Source organism: Nocardioides lacusdianchii, assembly GCF_020102855.1.
GTDB classification, from domain to species: domain Bacteria; phylum Actinomycetota; class Actinomycetes; order Propionibacteriales; family Nocardioidaceae; genus Nocardioides; species Nocardioides lacusdianchii.
Genome location: NZ_JADHZD010000023.1, coordinates 1 through 20,970, shown reverse-complemented (window position 1 = coordinate 20,970; position 20,970 = coordinate 1). Strand labels below are relative to the sequence as shown.

At 71.4% G+C, this 20,970-nt stretch carries 25 protein-coding genes and 1 pseudogene; 11 read left to right on the top strand and 15 right to left on the bottom strand.

Translation table 11 applies throughout. The features are described from left to right. Positions 1-14: 14 nt before the first annotated feature. Positions 15-521 (bottom strand): cupin domain-containing protein, encoded by a 507-nt coding sequence (locus IRX98_RS20675; protein WP_224280017.1) that lies wholly within the window; start codon positions 519-521, stop codon positions 15-17. Between the two features lie 53 nt (positions 522-574). Between IRX98_RS20675 and IRX98_RS20670 the strand changes: the two genes are divergently transcribed. The 4 genes and pseudogenes from IRX98_RS20670 to IRX98_RS23800 all read left to right on the top strand — a co-directional run. Further along, positions 575-1,234, top strand: a complete 660-nt coding sequence (locus IRX98_RS20670) for a TetR/AcrR family transcriptional regulator (protein ID WP_224280015.1) — start codon at positions 575-577, stop codon at positions 1,232-1,234. Between the two features lie 10 nt (positions 1,235-1,244). Beyond that, entirely contained in the window at positions 1,245-1,676 is a 432-nt protein-coding gene (locus IRX98_RS20665; RefSeq protein ID WP_224280013.1) for a hypothetical protein, read from the top strand. A 242-nt stretch (positions 1,677-1,918) separates the two neighbouring features. After that, positions 1,919-3,142 carry an HNH endonuclease signature motif containing protein gene (locus IRX98_RS20660; RefSeq protein ID WP_224280011.1) on the top strand — a complete coding sequence of 408 codons (1,224 nt, stop codon included), beginning with the start codon at positions 1,919-1,921 and terminating at the stop codon, positions 3,140-3,142. A 30-nt stretch (positions 3,143-3,172) separates the two neighbouring features. Continuing rightward, positions 3,173-3,400: pseudogene (locus tag IRX98_RS23800) on the top strand (DUF2511 domain-containing protein); the annotation flags it as partial. A 359-nt stretch (positions 3,401-3,759) separates the two neighbouring features. Here IRX98_RS23800 and IRX98_RS20650 read toward each other — a convergent pair. Further along, a complete protein-coding gene (locus IRX98_RS20650) occupies positions 3,760-4,563 on the bottom strand; it encodes a metallophosphoesterase (protein WP_224280007.1) in 804 nt (267 codons plus the stop codon). Between the two features lie 13 nt (positions 4,564-4,576). Further along, positions 4,577-5,164: a hypothetical protein gene (locus IRX98_RS20645; RefSeq protein ID WP_224280005.1), complete on the bottom strand. Its 588-nt coding sequence runs from the start codon at positions 5,162-5,164 to the stop codon at positions 4,577-4,579. A gap of 50 nt (positions 5,165-5,214) precedes the next feature. Here IRX98_RS20645 and IRX98_RS20640 point away from each other — a divergent pair, with 50 nt between their 5' ends. Then, a complete protein-coding gene (locus IRX98_RS20640; protein WP_224280003.1) occupies positions 5,215-5,514 on the top strand; it encodes a hypothetical protein in 300 nt (99 codons plus the stop codon). A gap of 23 nt (positions 5,515-5,537) precedes the next feature. Beyond that, positions 5,538-6,017, top strand: coding sequence for a GNAT family N-acetyltransferase (locus IRX98_RS20635; RefSeq protein WP_224280001.1), 480 nt, complete (start codon positions 5,538-5,540; stop codon positions 6,015-6,017). Here IRX98_RS20635 and IRX98_RS20630 read toward each other — a convergent pair. From IRX98_RS20630 to IRX98_RS20610, 5 genes are read right to left on the bottom strand one after another with little or no spacing between them, the layout of a single operon-like run. Then, positions 6,014-6,757: an SDR family oxidoreductase gene (locus IRX98_RS20630; RefSeq protein WP_224279999.1), complete on the bottom strand. Its 744-nt coding sequence runs from the start codon at positions 6,755-6,757 to the stop codon at positions 6,014-6,016. The two genes, IRX98_RS20635 and IRX98_RS20630, sit on opposite strands and share 4 nt — an antisense overlap. Before the next feature lie 17 nt (positions 6,758-6,774). Continuing rightward, on the bottom strand, positions 6,775-7,443 hold the full coding sequence (locus tag IRX98_RS20625) for a histidine phosphatase family protein (RefSeq protein WP_224279997.1): 669 nt from the start codon (positions 7,441-7,443) through the stop codon (positions 6,775-6,777). Then, positions 7,440-8,513, bottom strand: coding sequence for a phosphotransferase family protein (locus IRX98_RS20620; protein ID WP_224279995.1), 1,074 nt, complete (start codon positions 8,511-8,513; stop codon positions 7,440-7,442). The genes IRX98_RS20625 and IRX98_RS20620 overlap by 4 nt, the downstream gene beginning before the upstream one ends. Continuing rightward, complete coding sequence (locus tag IRX98_RS20615; protein WP_224279993.1) at positions 8,510-9,322, bottom strand: SDR family NAD(P)-dependent oxidoreductase; 813 nt, start codon at positions 9,320-9,322, stop codon at positions 8,510-8,512. Before IRX98_RS20615 ends, IRX98_RS20620 begins: the two co-directional genes overlap by 4 nt. Continuing rightward, positions 9,319-10,572: an acyl-CoA dehydrogenase family protein gene (locus IRX98_RS20610; protein ID WP_224279991.1), complete on the bottom strand. Its 1,254-nt coding sequence runs from the start codon at positions 10,570-10,572 to the stop codon at positions 9,319-9,321. The genes IRX98_RS20615 and IRX98_RS20610 overlap by 4 nt, the downstream gene beginning before the upstream one ends. Before the next feature lie 40 nt (positions 10,573-10,612). Between IRX98_RS20610 and IRX98_RS20605 the strand changes: the two genes are divergently transcribed. Next, positions 10,613-11,221, top strand: coding sequence for a TetR/AcrR family transcriptional regulator (locus IRX98_RS20605; protein ID WP_224279988.1), 609 nt, complete (start codon positions 10,613-10,615; stop codon positions 11,219-11,221). A 3-nt stretch (positions 11,222-11,224) separates the two neighbouring features. Here the strand turns inward: IRX98_RS20605 and IRX98_RS20600 are convergent, their stop codons facing one another. Both IRX98_RS20600 and IRX98_RS20595 read right to left on the bottom strand, forming a co-directional pair. After that, a complete protein-coding gene (locus IRX98_RS20600) occupies positions 11,225-12,841 on the bottom strand; it encodes an MXAN_6640 family putative metalloprotease (RefSeq protein WP_224279986.1) in 1,617 nt (538 codons plus the stop codon). Between the two features lie 78 nt (positions 12,842-12,919). Continuing rightward, positions 12,920-13,315, bottom strand: coding sequence for an FAD synthase family protein (locus tag IRX98_RS20595; protein ID WP_207084559.1), 396 nt, complete (start codon positions 13,313-13,315; stop codon positions 12,920-12,922). 37 nt (positions 13,316-13,352) lie between these two features. Here IRX98_RS20595 and IRX98_RS20590 point away from each other — a divergent pair, with 37 nt between their 5' ends. Next, positions 13,353-14,651: a DUF445 domain-containing protein gene (locus IRX98_RS20590; RefSeq protein WP_224279984.1), complete on the top strand. Its 1,299-nt coding sequence runs from the start codon at positions 13,353-13,355 to the stop codon at positions 14,649-14,651. 28 nt (positions 14,652-14,679) lie between these two features. On the opposite strand, the gene IRX98_RS23680 is transcribed toward IRX98_RS20590, so the two are convergent. After that, on the bottom strand, positions 14,680-15,870 hold the full coding sequence (locus IRX98_RS23680; protein WP_224279982.1) for a phospholipase D-like domain-containing protein: 1,191 nt from the start codon (positions 15,868-15,870) through the stop codon (positions 14,680-14,682). 36 nt (positions 15,871-15,906) lie between these two features. On the opposite strand from IRX98_RS23680, the gene IRX98_RS20580 reads away from it, so the two are divergent. After that, entirely contained in the window at positions 15,907-16,167 is a 261-nt protein-coding gene (locus IRX98_RS20580; RefSeq protein ID WP_224279979.1) for an RNA-binding S4 domain-containing protein, read from the top strand. Between the two features lie 47 nt (positions 16,168-16,214). Here IRX98_RS20580 and IRX98_RS20575 read toward each other — a convergent pair whose 3' ends face one another. Next, on the bottom strand, positions 16,215-17,024 hold the full coding sequence (locus IRX98_RS20575) for a hypothetical protein (RefSeq protein ID WP_224279977.1): 810 nt from the start codon (positions 17,022-17,024) through the stop codon (positions 16,215-16,217). After that, the gene (locus IRX98_RS20570; RefSeq protein WP_224279975.1) at positions 17,021-17,917 is read right to left on the bottom strand and encodes an ABC transporter ATP-binding protein; all 897 of its coding nucleotides are present in this window, start codon (positions 17,915-17,917) and stop codon (positions 17,021-17,023) included. Before IRX98_RS20570 ends, IRX98_RS20575 begins: the two co-directional genes overlap by 4 nt. 139 nt (positions 17,918-18,056) lie before the next feature. Here IRX98_RS20570 and IRX98_RS20565 point away from each other — a divergent pair, with 139 nt between their 5' ends. After that, entirely contained in the window at positions 18,057-19,223 is a 1,167-nt protein-coding gene (locus IRX98_RS20565) for a sensor histidine kinase (RefSeq protein WP_224279973.1), read from the top strand. Continuing rightward, complete coding sequence (locus IRX98_RS20560; RefSeq protein WP_224279971.1) at positions 19,220-19,903, top strand: response regulator transcription factor; 684 nt, start codon at positions 19,220-19,222, stop codon at positions 19,901-19,903. The genes IRX98_RS20565 and IRX98_RS20560 overlap by 4 nt, the downstream gene beginning before the upstream one ends. Positions 19,904-19,939: 36 nt before the next feature. On the opposite strand, the gene IRX98_RS20555 is transcribed toward IRX98_RS20560, so the two are convergent. Further along, positions 19,940-20,281, bottom strand: coding sequence for an FKBP-type peptidyl-prolyl cis-trans isomerase (locus IRX98_RS20555; RefSeq protein ID WP_224280093.1), 342 nt, complete (start codon positions 20,279-20,281; stop codon positions 19,940-19,942). Positions 20,282-20,333: 52 nt separating this feature from the next. Further along, the gene (locus tag IRX98_RS20550) at positions 20,334-20,765 is read right to left on the bottom strand and encodes a CBS domain-containing protein (RefSeq protein ID WP_224279969.1); all 432 of its coding nucleotides are present in this window, start codon (positions 20,763-20,765) and stop codon (positions 20,334-20,336) included. Between the last annotated feature and the right edge of the window lie 205 nt (positions 20,766-20,970).

The following is a 20,970-nucleotide window of genomic DNA, read 5'->3' as shown; positions in this document are numbered from 1 at the left end:
CGGAGGGGGAAGCCCTACTCGGGGATGCCCGGCCCCACGACTTCCAGCCCGTAGCGCGGACCGACCTCGGCCCACCTCGGCAGCTCGACCTCTGGCGGCAGTCCGTCCTCGCCCGGGAGGCGCCGCTCAAGCGCCGGGATGCCGACCTCGTCGTAGAGACCCATCAGCCCGCCCGGGGCGGTGAACGCGACGAACCGCGCCGGCGACGTCCCGCGGATGCGGAAGGCGTGCGGCACCGACTGCGGCAGCCAGATGAAGCATCCGTCGTCCAGCTCGTGGGTCTCCTCGCCCGCGCGGTAGCTCACCCGTCCCTCGAGGACGAGGAAGGCCTCTGCCTCCCGGGTGTGGCGGTGCAGGGGAGTGGCGATGCCGGGCGGCTGCGTCACGAGGGAGACGCCGAGCCGGCCACTGGTCTCCGCAGCGCCGACGAGGTGCTCGAAGAGCGAGCCCATCGCCCAGGTCGCAGGGCCCTCGCCGGGACGGCGTACGACGACGCCCGTGGCGGTGGTGGAGTCCGTCATGACACGACCTCGATTCACCCGAAGCGACTTCGGATGAATGTACGCTACGACTCGTGGTCGAACAGGTCAAGAGGTCCTACCGCTCCGGGCGCCGTGCCGAGCAGGCGGCGGCGACGCGGACCGCGGTGCTGCGCGCCGCGCGCGAGCACTTCGTCGAGCGGGGCTACGCGGCGACCGCTGTCGCCGGGATCGCAACGAGCGCCGGCGTCAACGTCGACACCGTCTACCGCAGCGTCGGTCGCAAGCCGCAGCTCCTGCTGGCGGTGATCGACATGGCGCTCGCCGGCACGGGCGAGCCCGTGGTCGCCGAGCAGCGTGACTACGTGCAGGCGGTGCTGGCCGCCGAGGGGGCGCGCGCCAAGCTCGAGACGTACGCCGACGCGCTGGGCCGCGTGATGCCGCGGGTCGCGCCGCTCTTCGACTCGCTGGCGCAGGCAGCCCTGACCGAGCCGGACTGCGCGGAGCTGCGCGACAGCATCGGTGAGCGTCGTCGGGCCAACATGCTGAAGCTCGCCGTCGACCTGCGTGCCACGGGCGACCTGAGGGACGACCTCGACGATGACGAGGTCGCCGACCTGCTGTGGACGACCAACTCCCCGGAGCACTACGCCCTCACGATGGCGCGCGGTTGGTCGGCCGACACCTACGCCAGGCGCCTGGGCGACCTGTGGACGCGGCTGCTGCTGGCGGACCCGCTTCGCGCGGCGGGCTAGCCTCGAGCGGGTGAGGGCAGGAGTCGTGGCGACCGCGGTCGCCGTCGTCGCGCTCTCGGCCGGCTGCACCACCGTCGGCGAGCCGAGCGGGAGTGACCCGGGTGCCGGTCAGGCCGCACCTGCGCCCGACGTCCCTGTTGTCGACAGCCAGGCGTGCGAGGAGGTGCGGACCGGCATCGATGCCTTCAACCTCGGTGACTACGACGGGACAGTGGAGCACTTCGAGGCTGCGGTGCCACTGGCCGAGGCGCAGGACGACGGGTCCACGGAGGCGCGCCAGCTGGTCGGGGCGGTCCGCTACTACGCGGCGCTGGATGCCGGGGCCTATCCCGAGGCCGCACGGTCCTCGCCCGAGTTCGCGAAGTACAAGGCGATCACGCTGGGCCAGTGCATGCCTGTCGACCGTGAGGCGCCGGGGGAGTCGTCCGGGACAGACACCTGAAGTGCTTGCATGCGTATTCGAACAGGTGTACGATGGCGTGAGCACGCCGGTCCGGAACGGATCCCTCGTCTGAGGTGACGGGAATCCCGGGATCGGGACAGTCATCCATAGAACCCGTCGTGGTGCTGGCGGGGTGCCTCCAGGGCTCTCGGGTGACGACCTGGCAACGGTGCCACCAGTCATGCCTCTCCGCTCCGCCCGACCAGGGCGGTGAACTGTGAGTGCGTGCGAGGAGGTGGCTGGTGCATCCGATCATCGAGTGTGCCGACGACCTCGGTGCTGCGCTCAAGGGCGTGGCGTCGGTGGAGCCGGCGTTCATGACGACCGAGGACAAGCAGGTGGCGCTGGTGGCGTTGACGGAGGTTCGCTCCCAGCTCGATGCCGTGACTGCGCGGCTCCTTGCCGCGTCGGATGATGTGGCTGAGGCGCACGGGCTGCGGGATGCGGCGGCGTGGCTGGCGGTGCAGACCCGTACGACCCGGGCCGAGGCCCGACGAGTGCTTGCGCTCGGGCGGGGCTGCGAGCAGCACCCTGCCGTGGGGGCGGCGCTGTCGGGTGGTGGGTTGCGTGCGGCGCAGGCGCGGGTGGTGGTGGAAGCGGTCGACGCGCTCCCGTCCCGCGTCGATGCTGACACGCGGCAGCGGGCCGAGGCGGTGCTCCTCGACCTGGCCGCCCAGCACGACGCCCGGGAGCTGCGGCAGATCGGGAAGCGGATCCTCGACGTGGTCGCCCCCGAGGTGGGCGAGTCGCACGAGGCAGCCGTGCTGGAGGCGGAGGAGCGCCGGGCCGCGTCGTTGGTGGACTTCACCATGTCGGACGACGGGGAGGGTCGCTGTCGCGGGTCCTTCGTCGTGCCGTCCCACGTGGGCGCCATGCTGAAGCGCCACCTGCTGGCGCTGGCCAACCCGGCCCGCCACACGGAAGACGAGCTCCGCGACGAGACAGGCGAGTGGAAGCCGCTGCGCCGCCGTCTGGGGGAGGCGCTCATCGAGTACGTCGAGCGCTACCCGGTCGACGCGACCCCGCAGACCGCAGGCGTCAACGCCACCGTCGTGGTCACCATGACGATCGAGCAGCTGCTGGGCGAGACCGCTACCGCGTTGCTGGACGAAGGGTCGCGGATGTCCGCGGGCCAGGCGCGGCGCCTGGCCTGCGAGGCCGGGATCATCCCGGTCGTCCTTGACTCGAAGTCCGTGCCCCTGGACATGGGGCGCGCGGCTCGGCTCTTCACCAAGTCCCAGCGCATCGCGCTCGGGCTGCGCGACGGTGGCTGCACCGCACGCGGATGCGAGACCTCCGCTTCCGGGTGCCACGCCCACCACGACGACCCCTGGTCCCGATCCGGACTCACCGACCTCGCCAACGGCCGGCTCCTGTGCCCGCGACATCACCGACTGGCACACGACTCCCGCTACGCGATGACCATCCACGCCGACAACAAGGTCACCTACGCCAGGAGGACGTAGGCCGGTGAGACGAGCGAGGTCCACCGCCGCGACGTGGGCAGCGGGTGGCCGCTGACTGTCGACTCGGTCCTGCTCACCTGCCAGGAAGGATTCGTCTCCGTCCAGGTCGACGGGCGCACCGACGCGATCAACCGCACGACGGGAACGCGTGGGGTGTCGACCAGCTTCGTTGAGGTCTGGTCGCCCGACCCGTCCCGACCGCAAGGACGAATGAGCCTGGAACCGTTGGTCGAGCACGGCGAGGCGCTCTGCGGGTGACGTCCGAGCTGGTCCTGGCGCGGATTCTCTGGGATCGAACGCGCTCCGGCTCGTCGTAGAGTCACCACGTGGAAAATCCTCCGGCCGACCACTTCCCGGATGAGCTGTCGGGGCACTTCTGGGCGACGCTGTCCCGCGTCGACGATCTCGATCGCTGGCGATTCGTCGTCTCCGACTACCAGAACAACGTGTTGCTCACTGGTCTGGCTTCCACCGAGCACAAGCCGCCCGCATCGTACGGGCGTGGGACGCGGTCATCGTCTCGGAGTTCAGCGGCAACGACGACCCGAGCCTCCCTTTCTCGGAGCGGGGGGAGTGAAGCGTCCGGATCTGCCACTGGGGCGGACCGCGCGTGCCGATCACGCCGTCGCGTTCTCCGCAGCGTCGGTGAGCGTGTCCAGGTCCAGCACCCGGACGTTGCCGGGATCCTGGCGAGCCGCCAGCGACCAGATGGTCGTGTCGTGGTCGGCACCCGGAAGCCGTACGTCTGCCTCGCCTGCGACGTGGAAGTGGCCGTGGGCGAGGAGCCTGGGCCGAACGCCCAGCACAGCCCGCGTGACCTTGTCGATGCCGTCGGCGGCGTACGCCAGCACGTCGTCGGGCCAGCCCATCGGGTTGCCGGCCATGATGTCGGCGACAGTGGTGGTGCAGTAGGGCGGGGCAGGGCTGTCGTGGGTCAGCATGACGTCGGCGTGGCCGCCCGCGGTCGTCGCCTGCACGTGCTCCTCCCGGAGCACCTCGGTGGGCCACCAGTCGACGCCCTCGGTCAGCAGCCCGCGGTTCACCGACGGGGCACTTCCGAGAGCGACGAACGAACGGCCGCCCAGCTCCCAGCGGAACCCTCTGGGGAGCATCGAGATGTGATCGCGCACTGCGATCGGCCGCAGGGTGCCGTCGCCGTCCTGCCATCGCGCCTCGGCCCAGAGTGCGTCGAGCAGGTCCCAGTTCTCGTGGTTCCCGGTGATGCACTGCAGCTCGATCCCGTATTCGGCGCACAGCGACTCGACGGTGTCGAGGTATCCCTCGGGGTCCGGGCCGTAGCCGAACCGGAGGTCGCCCAGCTGGCAGGCCACGTCGATGTCGCCGCGCTCGCCGAGCAGCCTCAGGCAGTCGACAGCTGCGTCGACCTCGCCCTCCAGGTCGCCGATCAGCCCGATCTTCACGGAGCCGATGCTCTCAGGGCGTCTCGCCGGTCGACGCCACGGGCGCGTCCGGCTCGACGTCGACGAGGCAACCGCTCCACCGGAGTGCCTGAGCAGAGATGGCCGCAGGATCGAGTGGGAACCCGGGCCCGGGACCGTCGTCGTACCCCGGCAGGTAGCTGACAGGCACGTCCTCGTAGTGGCTCGACGCGCCCGGCGGAAGGGAGACGCGCTTCCCGTCCGTCCCGGTGCCTGTCGCCTGCCACTCCATCCGGACGCGACGGATGGCACCGCGCGTGACGGGGAAGCCGTCGGGTGCGTCGATGTTGTTCAGCGAGACGACGCCCGTGATCTCCACCGGGCCGTCGACCGGGCGTGGTGCGTCCCAGTAGAGCGTCGCGCCGTCCACGCTGATGGAGGCGGGATGATGCCCGTCCTCGGTCCCCGGCCAGCGCGGGAGTGCTCGCGCGACACCACGGATCGACTGGACACACTCGGGAGGGACGCGAGGCAGTCGCTCGACGTCGGTGAAGGTCAGCCACTCCGTCAGCGTCTCGCCGACACGCAGGGTGCGCCGGTCCTCGTCGAGGACCCACTCGGCCACCCACACAGTCAGGACCATGCGGCCATTCTGGCAGCGATGACGCCGGACCTCTGTGCGATCCTTCCCGGATGGAGCGCGGGGTCGACATGTGGTGGGACCACCTGGTCGACGTCCTCGCCACCATCGGGTCCGTGACCGAACGGGACCCCGAGGGTCTCAGCGTGGTGCTCACGAATGGCGATGGATCGACCCGGGTCGTCGAGGTCGTGATGACTCCGGACGAGTGGGACGACATGTGCAGCATCGGCGGGTGGCACAGGGACTCGGGCGCGCAGCACGTCCGGCGACTGGTGCTCGAGCAACCGCTCGACAAGCCCTACCTGGTCTACAACCTCTACCGCCTGGTGAGCCTCGGCAGGTCGACGTGACTCGCCAGGTCTCGCTGCGAGCGATGACGCCACCCGACGTGCCGGCCGTGATCGAGGCCCAGGAGGCAGGGGCGGTGATCGGCCTGGCAGCGGTCTTCCCCCAGGACGAGTTCCCCTTCCCCCGCGAGGCGATCGCCCGTCGCTGGCTCGAGGAGATCGCGTCCTCCGACATCGAGTGCCTGGTGGTCAGGGACGGTGACGGGGACGAGCTGATCGGCTGCGCTGCCCTGCGCGGGGACGAGCTCATGCACTTCGGCATCGCGTTCGAGCGCTGGGGCACGGGAGCGGCGCAGGCTGCCCACGACGCCGTCCTCGAACGGATGCGCTCCGCCGGCGTGACGAGGGCGTGGCTGCGCGTCTTCACCGGCAACGAGCGCGGTCGCCGGTTCTACGAGCGCCTGGGGTGGACACCCACCGGGGAGCGGAGCCTCAGCACCTTCGCGCCCTGTCCCGAGCTGCTGCAGTACGAGCGGGAGCTCGGCGGCCGGACGCGTGACGCCTAGCTCATCTTCCGCAGCACTCCCACCGGCACCCGCTTGATGGCGAACCCGAGCGGCACCCAGGGCCAGGCCGGCACGACGGCGGACTTCTTCTCCTTCTCGATCGCCTCGACCATGGCGCGCACGCCCTTCTCGGTCGAGGCCATGAGCGGGGTCTTCGCCGAGGTGCCGGACATCTCCGAGACGATGTAGCCCGGGTAGAGGACGGTCACCTTGATCGGGGTCCCGTGCACGTCGGCGCGGAAGCCCTCGGCGAGGTGCGCGACCGCGGCCTTCGTGGCGGCGTACGTCGTGATGTTCTTCGGCATCCCGCGCAGCGCGGAGAAGCTCGAGACCATCACCAGGTGGCCGGAGTTCTGCGCCCGGAAGATCTGGGCCGCGGCCTCGGTCTGGGCGAGCGCGCCGATGAAGTTGGTCTCCGCGGTCTCCCGGTTCGCGTCGAAGCGCCCGGTGCCGAGGGGCTGGCCCTTGCCGAGCCCGGCGTTGACCACGACCTTGTCGATGCCGCCGAGCTCCTCGCGGAACTCTTCGAAGACCCGGAAGACGGCGTCGTGGTCGGTGACGTCGAGCGCCTTGATGCCGACGCGGGCCTGCGGGTGGGCGGTGGTGATCTCGACGGCGAGCTCGTCGAGCCGGTCCGTACGCCGTGCGCACAGCGCGAGGTCGTGGCCGAGGGCGGCGAGCTGGCGGGCCATCTCGGCGCCCAGGCCGCTGCTGGCGCCGGTGATGAGGATGGTCGACATGGTGGTCTCCTGAGGAGTCAGCGGTAGGTGAGCAGGTCGGGGGAGAGGTGGTCGGCGGCGTTGAAGGTGACGAGCGTCGTGCCGCTCGCGCCGCACACGACGGTCGAGGTGCCGGTGTTGATCGACACCGGGTTGAGCCGGAGCCAGAGGTCCGTGCGGGACCGGTCGCCGTCGGCCAGCAACGACGCGGCTGCCCACGCGATCGGGCCGCCGCTGGTCAGCACGACCGCGGTGCCGCTGCGGGGCAGCGCGGCCACGAGCCGGTCGAGGGCGGCCTCCACTCGGGAGGTGAAGGCACCGAACGACTCGTCGTAGGCCTCGTCGTGCTCACCGGAGGTCCAGCGGAGCGTGGCCTCGGTGAACCAGCGCTGGAAGGCGACCTTCTCGGACTCGCCCTCCACGGTCGTCGGCTGGTCGTGGACCGCGAGCACCTGGACGTGGTCGAACTCGTTCCACCCGGCGTCGAGGTCCACGCGCGTGCCCCAGCGCGCACCCTCGAGGACCGCGTCGGCTGTCTGGGCGTGCCGCTTCATCTCGCCCGCCACCACGACGTCAGCGGTGATGCCGCGCGCTGCGAGGGCGGCGCCCAGGACGCGCGACTGCTCGTGCCCGGTCGGCGACAAGTTGTCGTAGTCGGCCGCACCGAAGGACGCCTGGCCGTGCCGGACCAGGAGGATGCGGCTCACCGGGCGATCAGCCCGTCGAGCCGGCGCCCGATGATCTGCACGGCCGGCCCGAAGAGGGCGTACATCTCGTTGGTCGTCTGCCCGTGGAAGAAGCGGTAGTAGATCTGCTGGGCGATGACGGCCATCCGGAAGAGCCCGAAGACCTCGTAGAAGCGCCACTGCTCGGGGCTCACCGACCTGCCGGTGCGCTCGGCGTACGCCGCCACGAACTCGTCGCGGGTCAGCATGCCGGGCAGGTGCGTGGGCACCCGCCGCATCATCTGGAACTCCTCGGTGTCGTCGGCCTGGACCCAGTAGGCCATCGAGCCCGCGAGGTCCATCAGCGGGTCGCCGAGGGTCGCCATCTCCCAGTCCAGCACCCCGACGACCCGCGTCACGTCGTCGGCGTCGAGCACCAGGTTGTCGAGCTTGAAGTCGTTGTGGATCACGCACGTGGCCACGTCGTCGGGCTGGTGCGCGTCGAGCCACGCCATGACCTGCTCGAGGTCGGGCACGTCGTCGGTGCGGGCGTTGCGGTAGCGCGTCGACCAGCCCTCGACCTGGCGGCGGACGTAGCCCGCGCCCTTGCCGAGGTCGGAGAGCCCGGCGGCCCCGGGGTCGATGCCGTGCAGCTCGGCGAGCACGTCGACAGCGTCGAGGCAGAGCGCGCGCGCCTGCTCCGGTGACAGCGGCACGTCGGCCGGCCACTCGCTGCGGGGGATCACACCGGCGATGCGGTCCATGGCGTAGAAGTCGCCGCCGACCACGTCGGGGTCGTCGCAGAAGGCGACCATCGGCGCGACGTAGTCGAAGACCGGTGCCAGCGCCGACTGGATGACGTACTCGCGGTGCATGTCGTGCGCACCCCTGGCCTTCGTGCCCTTCGGCGCGCGGCGGACGATGAGGTCGCGACCGGACGGGAAGCGCAGCAGGTAGGTCAGGTTGGACGCCCCGCCCGTGAACTGCTGCACCGACGGCTCGCCGTCCAGTCCCTCGGGGGTTGCGGCGTGCTCGCGCAGCCATGCGGACACCCTGGCCACGTCGAAGGCGTCCTCCTCGCGCACCGCGCGGGCGCCGGGCACGGCGCTCACGAGTCGGCCTCTCCCGCAGGCGCCCCGGTTCCTGAGGAGCCGAGGGACAAGGCGTCTCGAAGGAGCAGCTTCGCCGCCTGGTCGCGCATGACGGCGTCGTAGGCGGGCCGGTCGGCCCACTTGAGGAAGTAGGCCTGCCGTGCGGCCTCGTCGGGAACGATCACGTCCTCGCCCGCGTTCATCCCGGCCAGCACGGCCGCAGCGATGTCGTCGGCGGTGACCCGCGAGCGCTCGACCAGTCCGCCCACCACACGTCCCACGAGCTCGTCGGAGCCCTGCATGGAGTCCATCAGGTTGGTGCGGAAGTAGGACGGGCACACCACGCTCGCGCGGATGCCGTACGCCGCCAGCTCGTGGCCGCAGGTCTCGGTGAACGCCACCACGGCGGCCTTCGTGGCGTTGTAGGAGCCCATCCCGGCCGGGTGCACGAGGCCGGCGAGCGAGGCGACGTTGACGAGGTGGCCGGACCCCTGCTCCTTGAGCATCGGCGTGAACGTGCGCGTGCCGCGGACCAGGCCGAAGAGGTTGATGTCGGTGATCCACTGCCACTCCTCGAGAGTGCAGCGGTCGACCCGCCCGCCGCCGGCGACGCCGGCGTTGTTGACCAGCACGTCGAGGCCGCCCCAGCGAGCGCGCACGGCGTCGAGGGCTGCGGCCCAGTCGTCGTCCGAGGTGATGTCGAGGACGAGGTCGATGCCGTCGGCTTCCACACGGTCGGTGGCAAGCACCTCGTCACCACGGGCACGGAAGGCAGTGACGAGAGCCGCGCCGAGGCCGGAGGCGGCACCCGTGACCAGGACCCGGCTCATGCGGTGTGCTTCCCGAGCTCGATCTTGGCGATGACGTTGCGGTGCACCTCGTCGGGCCCGTCGGCCAGGCGCAGGGTCCGCGCGCCGACCCACGCCGCGGCGAGGGGGAAGTCGTCGGACATGCCTGCGCCGCCGTGCAGCTGGATGGCCATGTCGATGACGTCGAGCGCCATGTTGGGCACCTCGACCTTGATCTCGCTGACCGCGGAGTAGGCCTCGCGGCTCATGCCCTGGTCGAGCAGCCACGCGGCGTGCATGACCAGCAGGCGGGAGCGGTTGATCGCGATGCGGGCGTCGGCGATGCGCTCGCGGTTGCCGCCGAGGTTGGCGATCGGCTTGCCGAAGGCGGTGCGCGACACGGCGCGGGCGCAGGCCAGCTCGAGGGCGCGTTCGGCGAGGCCGATGGCGCGCATGCAGTGGTGGACCCGGCCGGGGCCGAGGCGTCCCTGTGCGATCTCGAAGGCGCGACCGGGGCCGAGCAGGACGTTGGACAGCGGCACCCGCACGTCGTCGAAGGAGACCTCGCCGTGGCCGAGCGGCTCGTCGTAGTAGCCCATCGTGGTGAGCATCCGCTCGACCTTCACCCCGGCGGCGTCGCGGGGGACCAGCACCATCGTGTGCCGCGAGTGGCGGTCGGCATCGGGGTCGGAGAGACCCATGAAGACGAAGACCTTGCAGTCGGGGTTGCCGACGCCGGTGGACCACCACTTGCGACCGTTGATGACGACCTCGTCGCCCTCGACCGTCGCCGTGGCGGCCATGTTGGTGGCGTCGGAGGACGCCACCTCGGGCTCGGTCATGCAGAAGGCGCTGCGGATCTCCGCGCGCAGGAGCGGCTCGAGCCACTGCTCGCGCTGGGCGTCGGTGCCGTACTTGAGGAGCACCTCCATGTTGCCGGTGTCGGGGGCGTTGGAGTTGAAGACGATGGGCGCCAGGAACGAGCGGCCCATCACCTCCGCCACCGCGGCGTAGTCGACGTTGGAGAGGCCCTCGCCGCCGTCGGTGCCGAAATCGGCGGCGTAGCGACCGGCGTGCGCGGCCGGCAGGAAGAGGTTCCACAGGCCCTGCGCGCGGGCCTTCGCCTGCAGCTCGCCGATCACCGGGTCTGGGGTCCAGCTGTCGCCGCCCGACTCGCGCAGCCGGGTGATGCGCCGGTGCGCCTCGGCCTCGATCGGCTCGATCTCGTCGCTGACGAAGGCGTGCACCCGGGCCCGCAGGTCCGCGGCGCGGGGGGAGAGGGAGAAGTCCATGACGTTGACCTTCGCACACTGTTGAGCAATGCTCAACAGCGTGTCCGAAGGATCCGCAGCGCCCGTCGCCCCGCCCGTACGCCGGCGTCTGAGCGCGCCCGACCGGCGCCGCCAGCTCGTCGGCATCGGGCTGGCCAAGATCGTCGAGACGCCGATCCAGGACCTCTCGATGGACGACATCGCGGGGGAGGCGGGCATCTCGCGCGGGTTGCTCTTCCACTACTTCCCGACCAAGACCGACTTCTACCTCGCCTGCATCTCCGCGGCCGGTCGGCGCATCCTGCGCACCACCGCTCCCGACGAGGCGCTGTCCGGGGCCGAGCAGGTGGAGCAGGCGACCCGGCTGATGGTCGAGCAGATCGAGCGGCGCCGCGACTTCTACCTCGCGCTCGTCCACGGGCACGGCGTCGCCGACCCGCGGGTGAGCGAGGTGATGGACTCCGTGCGCGAGGGCAGCACCGACCGGGTGGTGCAGGCGCTCGGCATCGAGGAGCGCCAGCGTGCCGTCGTACGCGCGTGGTGGGCGTACACAGAGGACCGGGCGCTCACCTGGTCGGCAGTGCCGACCGGCGAACGCCCGGTCTCGTTGTCCCAGCTGGTCGCGGAGTGCGTCGCCGCGCTCCACGCCCTGCTGTCGATCAGGGTGTGAGGCTCAGCGCTTCGTGACGCGACCCGTCACCGCGAAGCGGCCCCGGTCGTCGAGCGGACGACCGCCGCAGGCCAGCAGCGTCCGCTGGTTGCAGCGGTAGCGCGTGGAGGCGTTGACCAGGGTCACCGACACCGCGGCCACCGAGCGGCTGCTGAAGGCCACCTTGGTGCGGCCGTCGCCACCCCGGTTGAGGCGGACGAGCTTGACCTTGCGCTTGCCGTCAGTGGTGTAGGTGACCACCACGGCCGCGGGGGAGGTGCGCTTGACCGGCCCGGCGACCCGGAGGGAGAGCTTCCACTTCTTCGCCCCGAGGCCCTTGCCGGGGACGTAGACGTAGGACGCCGACGACAGGTGATTGATCCGCGTGGCGAAGCGCTTCCCGCGCTTGTTGCGGGACAGCGCCTTCGCCCCACGCACCCTGGGGGCCGGGTACTCGGCGCCCTCGGGGTAGTTGAGCGCGGGGATGAGGTTGCCGGCCGCGAACTTCGCGTAGACCTTCGTCAGCCCGCCCTTGCCGCGCAGGATCCGCTGCAGCGCCGGGATGGAGCTCTTGCCGCCGTCGGACTTCAGCGAGCCCGCCTGCTTCCAGGCCTTCTTGACCAGACCGATCCCGTACTGGTTGGTGAGGTACTCCCAGAACACCCAGTTGCCGTACTGGTAGCTGGACGTGCGGCTGAAGGTGTCGAGCGGGACGTAGGGCGCGTAGATCTGGCTGGTCGGGAAGTACTGCCGGTTGTCGTTGACCTGCGAGGCGATCCGCTCCTCCATCCAGGTCGCCGTCGACTCCATCATCCACGGGTCCTCGGCGTAGTCGTAGGCGAACTGGACGGCGTGGAAGAACTCGTGCCCGGCGGTGACCGCCAGGTTGTCGATGGGGGTGCCGGACGGGAACTGCGCCTGGGCGTAGTCGTTGTCGAGCACGCAGTAGCCCGAGGCGGTGCGCTTCTTGACCCGGATCTCGGGGGCGCAGAAGCCGTAGAGGCCGGTGCCGAGGTCCTTGAGGTAGACGTCGAAGAGCGCGTTGCCGCCCTCGGCGCGGTCACCCAGCGGCGCGCGGTAGCCGAGGCCGTCGACGATCGTCGACCAGACGGAGTCCATCGTCGCGAGGTTCTGGGCTGCCCAGTCGACCGACGGCGGTGCGTCGGCGCCGGTCGGCACGTAGTGCAGGCACATGCGGGTGTTGCACAGGGGTGCCGCCTCGGGGACGGTGTAGCCGAAGCCCTGGTTGTCGCCGGCACCGTCGGTCGGACGCGCGAGCAGGGCGTTGGCCCCGCGCAGGTCCTCGCCCCGCAGCTGCGAGCGCTTCATGAACAGGTCGCGCAGGGCGATCGTCGCGGACGGGTCGCGACGCGTCGCGCCGCCCGACAGCACCCGACGCGCGGTCGCGAGCGTCTCGGGGGCCGTGGCGTCCGAGACCTCCGGCACCGCGCCGGGCGCGAGACCGAGGCCGTGCTCCAGCGCCTTGTCGGCAGCCTTCTCGAGCGCCTTGGTCTGCTGCTGGACAGCGGTGGTGGCCTTGCCGGCCGGTCGTCGGTCCTTGTCGGCAGCGACGGCGGGGGCGGACAGCGCCGCGCCACCCACCAGTGCCATGGCCACTGCGGTCGTGACGATTCTGCGCATGGTTCCCCTCGTGGTTGTCATCTCGTGGACGAGCCTAACGCTCCGGGCGCCCCGCGCCCGGTGGACGCCCGGCACGGCTCAGAGGTCGGCGATGTGCTCGATGATCGCGGTCGTGGAGATCGCGGGCGTGCGCTCGAGGTAGACGACCTCGCAGGCGTCGGAGAGCTCGTCGAACTTGCCCGCCCAGTCGTCGCCCATCACGAGCACGTCCGCGCCGTGCTCCACGATGTAGTCGCGCTTCTGCTCCAGGCTCTCCTCGACGAAGACCTCGTCGACCACCTTGAGCGCCCCGACGATGGCGAGGCGCTCGCGCTCGCTGAAGATCGGCGCGCGGCCCTTCTTGCGCTCGTTGAGCGCGTCGGCGGAGACGCCGACGACGAGGCGGTCGCCGAGCGCCGCGGCCCGCTCCAGCACCCGCAGGTGCCCGACATGGAACACGTCGAACGTTCCGAAGGTGATCACGGTGCGAGGCATGCGCGGCATTCTGGCACGGTCGGGGAGGATGGTCCGCATGCCCGACCAGGCCACCGCCGCACCCCCTGCCCCGCAGCCCCGCGTCTCCCTCATCACCCCCGATCCGGGCGCCGACGAGGCGCGCCGACGCGGCCTGCGACAGATGCGTACGGTCGCCGTCGGGCTGCTCGTCCTGGCCGCCTGCGTGTACGTCGCCACGTTGGGGCGCGATGGGTTCTGGGGCTTCGTCAACGCCGGCGCCGAGGCGTCGATGGTCGGCGCCATCGCCGACTGGTTCGCGGTGACGGCGCTCTTCAAGCACCCGCTCGGACTGCCGATCCCGCACACCGCGCTGGTGCCCAAGCGCAAGGACGAGCTGGGCAAGGGCCTCGAGGAGTTCGTGGGGGAGAACTTCCTGCAGGAGGACATCATCCGCGAGCGCGTCGCCGCCGCGACGATCTCGGCGCGCGTCGGTGACTGGCTCGGCGAGGAGGCACACGCCCGTCGCGTGGTCGACGAGTTCGCCGAGGTGGCGGCCATCGCGCTGGGCAAGGTGCGCGACGACCACGTCGCCGACCTGGTCACGCAGGCACTCGTGCCGCGCTTCCGCGAGGAGCCGATCTCGCCCTTGCTGGGCACGACGCTCATGGAGGTGCTGCGTGACGACCTCCACCACGGGCTGGTCGACCTCGCCGTCGACGAGCTGCACAGCTGGCTGGTCGACAATCCCGAGACCTTCACGCGGGTGCTCGAGGAGCGCGCCCCGTGGTGGGCCCCGCCCAAGCTCAACGACGCGGTCACCTCCCGCTTGCACGTGCAGGCCCTCGCCTGGCTCGAGGACATCCGCGACGACCCGCACCACCGGGCCCGCGAGGCGCTGGACTCGATGCTCGGCCAGCTCGCCCACGACCTGCTCAACGACGCCGAGACCCAGCGCCGCACCGAGGGCCTCAAGGAGCGCCTGCTCGACCACCCGCAGGTCGTCACGACCGCGATCTCGCTGTGGAAGGCCATGCGCTCGGCGCTGCTCGGCTCGATCCAGGACCCGCAGGGTGCGGTGCGGCAGCGCCTGCTCGACGAGCTGAGCGCGTTCGCCGGGCGACTCCGCGACGACGCCGCGCTGCGTGAGCGCCTCGACCGGATGGCGGCCGACCTGACGGTCTTCGCCGTCGAGCGCTACGGCGCCGAGCTCACGACCGTGATCACCCACACGATCGAGCGGTGGGACGGCAAGGAGGCCGCGCGCCGCATCGAGCTGCACGTGGGCCGCGACCTGCAGTTCATCCGGATCAACGGCACGATCGTGGGCGGACTGGTGGGCGTGCTCATCCACGCCCTCAGCCTGGCCGTGCACTGAGCCGGCAGGGCCTCGGCCGCAGCCCTGATCAACGACAGGGCTTCATCACCGGCATGACCTGCGAGCGGCCCTGCCACGCGCGGGCGTACGCGTCGTCGAAGTGCGCGAGGTACTGCCCGTGCAGCCACCGGTTGCCGACGATGCGCAGCATCACCTCGTCGTTGTAGAGCAGGCCGCCGCACGTGGTGTTGGACGTGCCGGTCACGACCAGGTGCGTGGCCCGACCGCGGAACTTCGCGTGCACGGCGAGCATCTTGTCGTGGGTCAGCACCGTCCGCACGCGCGCGTCGGGGATGTCGCCCGCCGCGAGCGGCTGCTCCAGCCAGTTCTCGATGGTGTTGCGCGAGGTGACGATCCGGACCCGGCACCCCGACCGTGACAGCCGCGCGAGCTGGTTGCGTACGTCGGCACGCTGGATCACCGCGAACATCGCCGACACGTCGCGGGCGCCCCGCGTGCAGGAGAGGTCGCGCAGGGTGGAGAGCAGCAGGTCGTCGCGGCTGGGGTAGACGGCCGCGGTCGTGTCACCGCTGCGCCACACCTTCTGCCGGTCGCTCCAGCGCACCCCGTCGACCTTCAGGCTCTGCGCCTGGAGGCGGGCGAAGTAGTCGAGGCCGAACTGGTGCAGGCCGGGATCGTCGATCTTGAGGAAGGAGTTGTACTGCCGGTACTGCCGGTCCTCGAGGTTGGCCGAGGACGTGATGAACGACTGCACCCCGCCGATGTCGGTGACGTAGAACTTCAGGTGCTGGACGTTCTGGCTGTCCGGGAAGGGGCCCTTGGCGCGCCAGGGCAGGCAGGCACCCCGGCAGATCGTCACGTTGGTCCGCCCGGGGTCCTGCTCCTCGAGCGTGGTGATCAGCCGCCGGCCCTGCCTGTTGAGCCGCAGGTCGTCGTCGCCGACGAGGAGCACGGTGGCGCCCCGTCGCTGGGCGGCGAGGATCGCGTCGGTGGGTGGCTCGATGTCCCAGCGGAACATGGCGATCCGGATCGTGTCTCCGGGGCCGGCGGTGTCGAAGAGCCGGGCGGGCCGGGCCAGCACGGTCGGGTCGTTGCGCCGCGTGGGCGGGGACGTGAAGCACACCTCGATGCCGCCGCGCGCCTCGCACCCGCTCTTACCGGGCTGTGCCGCCTCGCGGGCCTGGGTGGGCGCGCCGAGCGTGAGCAGGGGGGCCAGCAGCCCCAGGACCAGGACGGTGAGCAGGGTTCGTGTCCGCACGGTGGTCCACCCTAGGTCTACTGGTTGACTGGGCCCATGGCTGCCGACGACCGACCCGTGCCGATCGACGTCCCGATCCGCGACGAGTCGATCCGGCTCGGCCAGTTCCTCAAGCTCGCCAACCTCGTCGAGACGGGCGCGGAGGCCAAGCCGGTGATCGCCGACGGCGCCGTGAGGGTCAACGACGAGGTCGAGACGCGACGGGGCCGCCAGCTCGTCCCGGGTGACGTGGTCACGCTGGGACCGCTGGCGGCCAGGGTCGCCACCGGAGAGGTCGAGATCGACGTCCCCTGGTGACTCGTGTGAGGAGTCGGTGGCGACCGGGGTGAGGTGAGGCCCCCCGGCTACTTCACCTCACGATGGAGGACGCGGTAGGTCCCGACCGCCAACGGCAGCAGCACCCACACCGCACTCGACGTGGCGAGCTGCGCCCAGTCCCGGCCGGCCATCTCGCCGGCGAAGAGCGGCTGGGTCACCAGGTCGAGGTTCAGCCAGCGTGCGGCGTCCTCCAGCGAGGAGACGGCCATCGACGCGATCGACCACACGGTCGGCAGGACGAGCACGGACACGATCGCGACCGGCGTGTTGAGGAACAGCAGGCCGAAGGCCACGCCCTGCAGGGTGAAGATCAGCAGTGCGAGCGTCAGGCCACCGCCGGTCGCGGCGGTGAGGTCCCACTCACCGGTGCCACCGACGACGTTCGCCACGGCTGACGCCGCGACCGCGGCTGCGAGGACGACGGCCGCGAGGACGAGGGCGGCCAGGGCCTTGGCGACCACCACCCGTCCCCGGCGCGGCTCGAGCACGAAGGTGACCAGCCCGGTGCGCTGCGACCACTCGGCCGTGGCGGCCATGATGCCGATGATCGGCAGCAGCAACGCCAGCGGCAGCGTCGAGAGCTCCAGGAGGCCGTGGAAGGACGCGTCCTCGGCGGGACCCCAGATCACGAAGCCCGCCAGGATGAGGACGCTGACGGCGGCCATCACGATGACCATCCAGCGACCGGCGCGGGTGTCGACCATCTTGCGCAGCTCGGCCCGGAACGTCCGGGCGAATGGCACGCCCGGACGGCCCTCCAGGGCGGTGGCGGTGGGTGCGTCGCCGGTGCCTCCACCGACGGCGGGGGCAGCGGATCGGGTGGTGTCGGTGCTCATGCTGCGTCTCCTTCGCGGGACGTGGCGGCCGTGAGGCCGAGGAACATCTCTTCGAGGCCCTCGGAACCGCCGGAGCGCAGCTCGAGGAGCACGACGGACTCGCGGGCGGCGAGCTCGCCCACCACGCGTGCCTCGGCGTCGACCACCAGGCCGGAACCGGTGCGGGAGACCGGTACGTCGGCCGCCTCCAGCAGCCGGGCCAGGCGGGCGTCGTCGGTGGACTGGACGGTCGTGCCGCCCCGAGCCAGCAGCTCCTCCTTCGAGCCCATCGCGACGATCCGGCCGCGGCCGATCATCACGAGGTCGTCGGCGACGATCTGCACCTCGTGGAGCAGGTGGCTCGACAGCAGCACCGTGCCGCCGCCGTCGGCGAAGCGGCGCAGGAGCCCGCGCATCCAGTGGATGCCCTGCGGGTCGAGGCCGTTGGCCGGCTCGTCCAGGACGAGCACCTGCGGCTCACCGAGGAGGGCGGCGGCGATGCCGAGCCGCTGGCGCATGCCGAGGGAGTAGTTGCGCACCCGGCGGCCCGCCTCCTCGTCGGTGAGGCCGACCAGGGCGAGCACCTCCTCGACGCGGGACTTCGAGACGCCGACCGAGACGGCGGCCACGCGGAGCACCTCGCGGCCCGTACGGCCGGGGTGCTGCGCCGAGGCGTCGAGCATGACGCCGACCTGGCGGCCCGGGTTGTGCAGCTCGCGGTAGGTCTGGCCCAGGATCGTGGCCCGGCCCGACGTGGGTGGCGTCAGGCCGGTCATCATCCGCATCGCCGTGGACTTGCCGGCACCGTTGGGGCCGAGGAAGCCGACGACGCTCCCGGGGCGCACCTCGAAGGAGATGTCGTCGACGGCGGTGAAGCCGCCGTAGCGCTTGGTGAGGTTCTCGACTGTGATCATGGCTCCACCCTCGGCCGTGACCGGTGCCTGGGGCATCGGGCCCAGGGGTCGACGGGGTCCGACCCCGGTATCGACCTCGGTCCCGGTGCGACACCTTGGTCGGACGCGCCGTGGTCCTGCGGTGTCCTAGCCTCGGTCCATGGAGAGGGGAACCGGCCGCTTCGCAGCGACCTGGCGCTACGCCCTCGCCCTGTTCATCAGCCTCAGCGTCTGGGTGATCCCGCTGGTCGGCGCGAGCGAGCGCACCCCGCAGGCCGCTGTGACGTGGTTCCTCGTCGGCGACCCGGTCCTGGGGCTGCTCTCCTTCGTCCTCATCCGTTGGCGCCACCGCAGGCCGGCGCTGGTGGCCGGTGTGCTGCTGGTCTTCTCGTGCGTCTCCGCCTCGAGCGCAGGGCCCGGGTCGTGGATCCTCGGGTCCATCGCCTCGCACCGGCGGTGGCGCCTGGTCGCGGTGGTGGGACCGCTCAACGTGCTGGCCGGCGTCGTGCAGGAGCGGATCGGCATCGCCCAGGACACGCTGCCGCTGTGGGCCTCGATCGCCTTCGGGGCCCTCGTCGTCGGGATCCTCGTCGCGACGGGCTACGCGATGGGCTCGCAGCGCCAGCTGGTCGACTCCTACCGCGAGCGCGCGCTGACCGCGGAGCGCGAGCAGCGGGCCCGGGTCGCCCAGGCGCAGGCGGCCGAGCGCACGAAGATCGCCCGCGAGATGCACGACGTGCTGGCCCACCGCATCTCGCTGGTCGCGATGCACGCCGGTGCCCTCGGGTTCCGCACCGACCTCTCGGCCGAGGAGCAGGCGAGTGCCGCCCGGTCGATCGAGGACAACGCGCACCGGGCCCTCACGGACCTGCGCGCTGTCCTCGGCGTGCTCCGGGACCCGCTCCAGCCGGCCGACGCCGCACCGGAGCGGCCCCAGCCCGGCCTCGACGACCTCGCCGCGCTGGTGGCGGAGGAGGCGGCCGGCGGGATGCGCGTACGTCTCTCCCGTCGCATCGAGGGCGAGGTCCCGCCCGGCGTCGGCCGCACCGCCTACCGGATCGTGCAGGAGGCGCTCACCAACGCCCGCAAGCACGCGCCCGGCACGGCGGTGACCGTGGACGTGGCGGGAACGGCCGAGGACGGCCTGGTCGTCGGCGTGCGCAACGCGGCGCCGGTCGGCCCGGTGGTGACGCCGTCGCTGCCGGCCTCGGGGCTGGGACTGCTGGGCCTGCAGGAGCGGGCGACGCTGGCCGGTGGCCGGATCAGCCACGGCACCGACACCACCGGGGGCTACGCGGTGCGGGCGTGGATACCGTGGGACTCGTGAGGTCAGCCAGCGACGACGGTCCGGTCCGGCTCGCGGTCGTCGACGACGACCCGATGGTGCGCGCCGCGCTCGGCATGATGCTGGGAGGCGACTCCGACCTCGTGGTCGTCGCCGAGGCCGGCGACGGCGAGGAGGCCCTGCGGGTGGTGCCGGCGTCGGACGCCGACGTGGTGCTGATGGACATCCGCATGCCCGTGCGCGACGGGCTCAGCGCCACCACCGAGCTGCTGGCGCACCACCCCGACCTGAAGATCATCGTGCTGACGACCTTCGACACCGACGACATGGTGCTGCGCGCGCTGCGGGCCGGAGCCGCGGGGTTCCTCCTCAAGGACACGCCGCCGGCGCGCCTGGTCGAGGCCGTCCGCACCGTCGCGGCGGGCCACCCGATGCTCTCCCCGAGCGTCACCGCGCAGCTGATCGCTGCCGTGACGCGCACCGACCCGGCGACGGAGGTGCACGAGCGCGCGCGCTCGGCGCAGGCGGCCCTGGCCGCGCTCACCGAGCGCGAGCGCGACGTGGCCGAGGGGGTCGCGCGCGGGCTGAGCAACGCCGACATCGCCGCCGAGCTCTACATGGGCGTGCCGACGGTCAAGACGCACGTCGGGCGGCTCTTCACCAAGCTGGGCGTGGAGAACCGGGTGCAGGTCGCGATCCTGGTCCACGACGCCCAGGGGTGAGGGAGCCGCCCGGCGTGGGTGCGTACGCGGGTGGGGTCAGCGGACCTCGAGCAGGTCCACCACGAAGATCAGCGTCTCGCCGGGCTTGATCACGCCGCCCGCTCCGCGGTCGCCGTAGCCGAGGTGCGGCGGGATGACGAGGCGACGGCGACCGCCCACCTTCATGCCCTGCACGCCGGTGTCCCAGCCGGAGATGACCTGGCCGATGCCGAGGCGGAACTGCAGCGGCGTGCCGCGGTTGTAGGACGCGTCGAACTCCTCGCCCGTGGAGTGGGCGACGCCGACGTAGTGGACCGAGACGGTCGAGCCGGACGTGGCCTCGGTGCCGTCGCCCTCGACGAGGTCGGTGACCTCGAGGTCGGCGGGCACCTCGCCCATGTGCGGGTCGACGTCGGGCTTCTGGCTCACTGTGTTTCCAATCAGTCGGGTGTCAGGTCTGGTGGACGTAGTGGTCGAGCTGGTCGCGCTCGAACTCGAGCTCGCCGATGCGGCTCTTGACCACGTCACCGATGGAGATGATGCCGGTCAGCCGTCCGTCGGCCACCACCGGGACGTGCCGGATGCGGTGCTCGGTCATCGTCTGCATGAGGTCGGTGAGGCCGTCGGTGCCGGCGCAGGTGCGTACGTCCTCGGTCATGATCATGCTCACTGGGGCGTCCAGGACGGCGTCGTCGGCGTGCAGGCGGCGTACGACGTCGCGCTCGCTGACGATGCCGGAGACGCGCTCGCCGTCGTCGCTCACCACGAGGGCGCCGACGTTGTGCTCGGCGAGCAGCGCGACGAGCTCGCGCACGGTGGCGTCGGGGCTGATGGTCACCACGGCCTGCTGCGACTTGGCGTGGATGACGTCGTTGATCTTCATCGGGGCACCTCTCGTCCGGTCGTGCACGGTGACGTGACCTCACCGTAGCCAAGCGCAGCCGTGGGCGACAGGCTTCGCGTCAGACGGTATGACGTGACCGCCTCGGCGTGAGGGGGTTGCGGGCCGGGGCCTCTCACATGCATGTACGTGGGTTGTCGGGCAGGAGTGGCCTGCTCGACCTATCCACAGGCATAGGAGGCCCCGG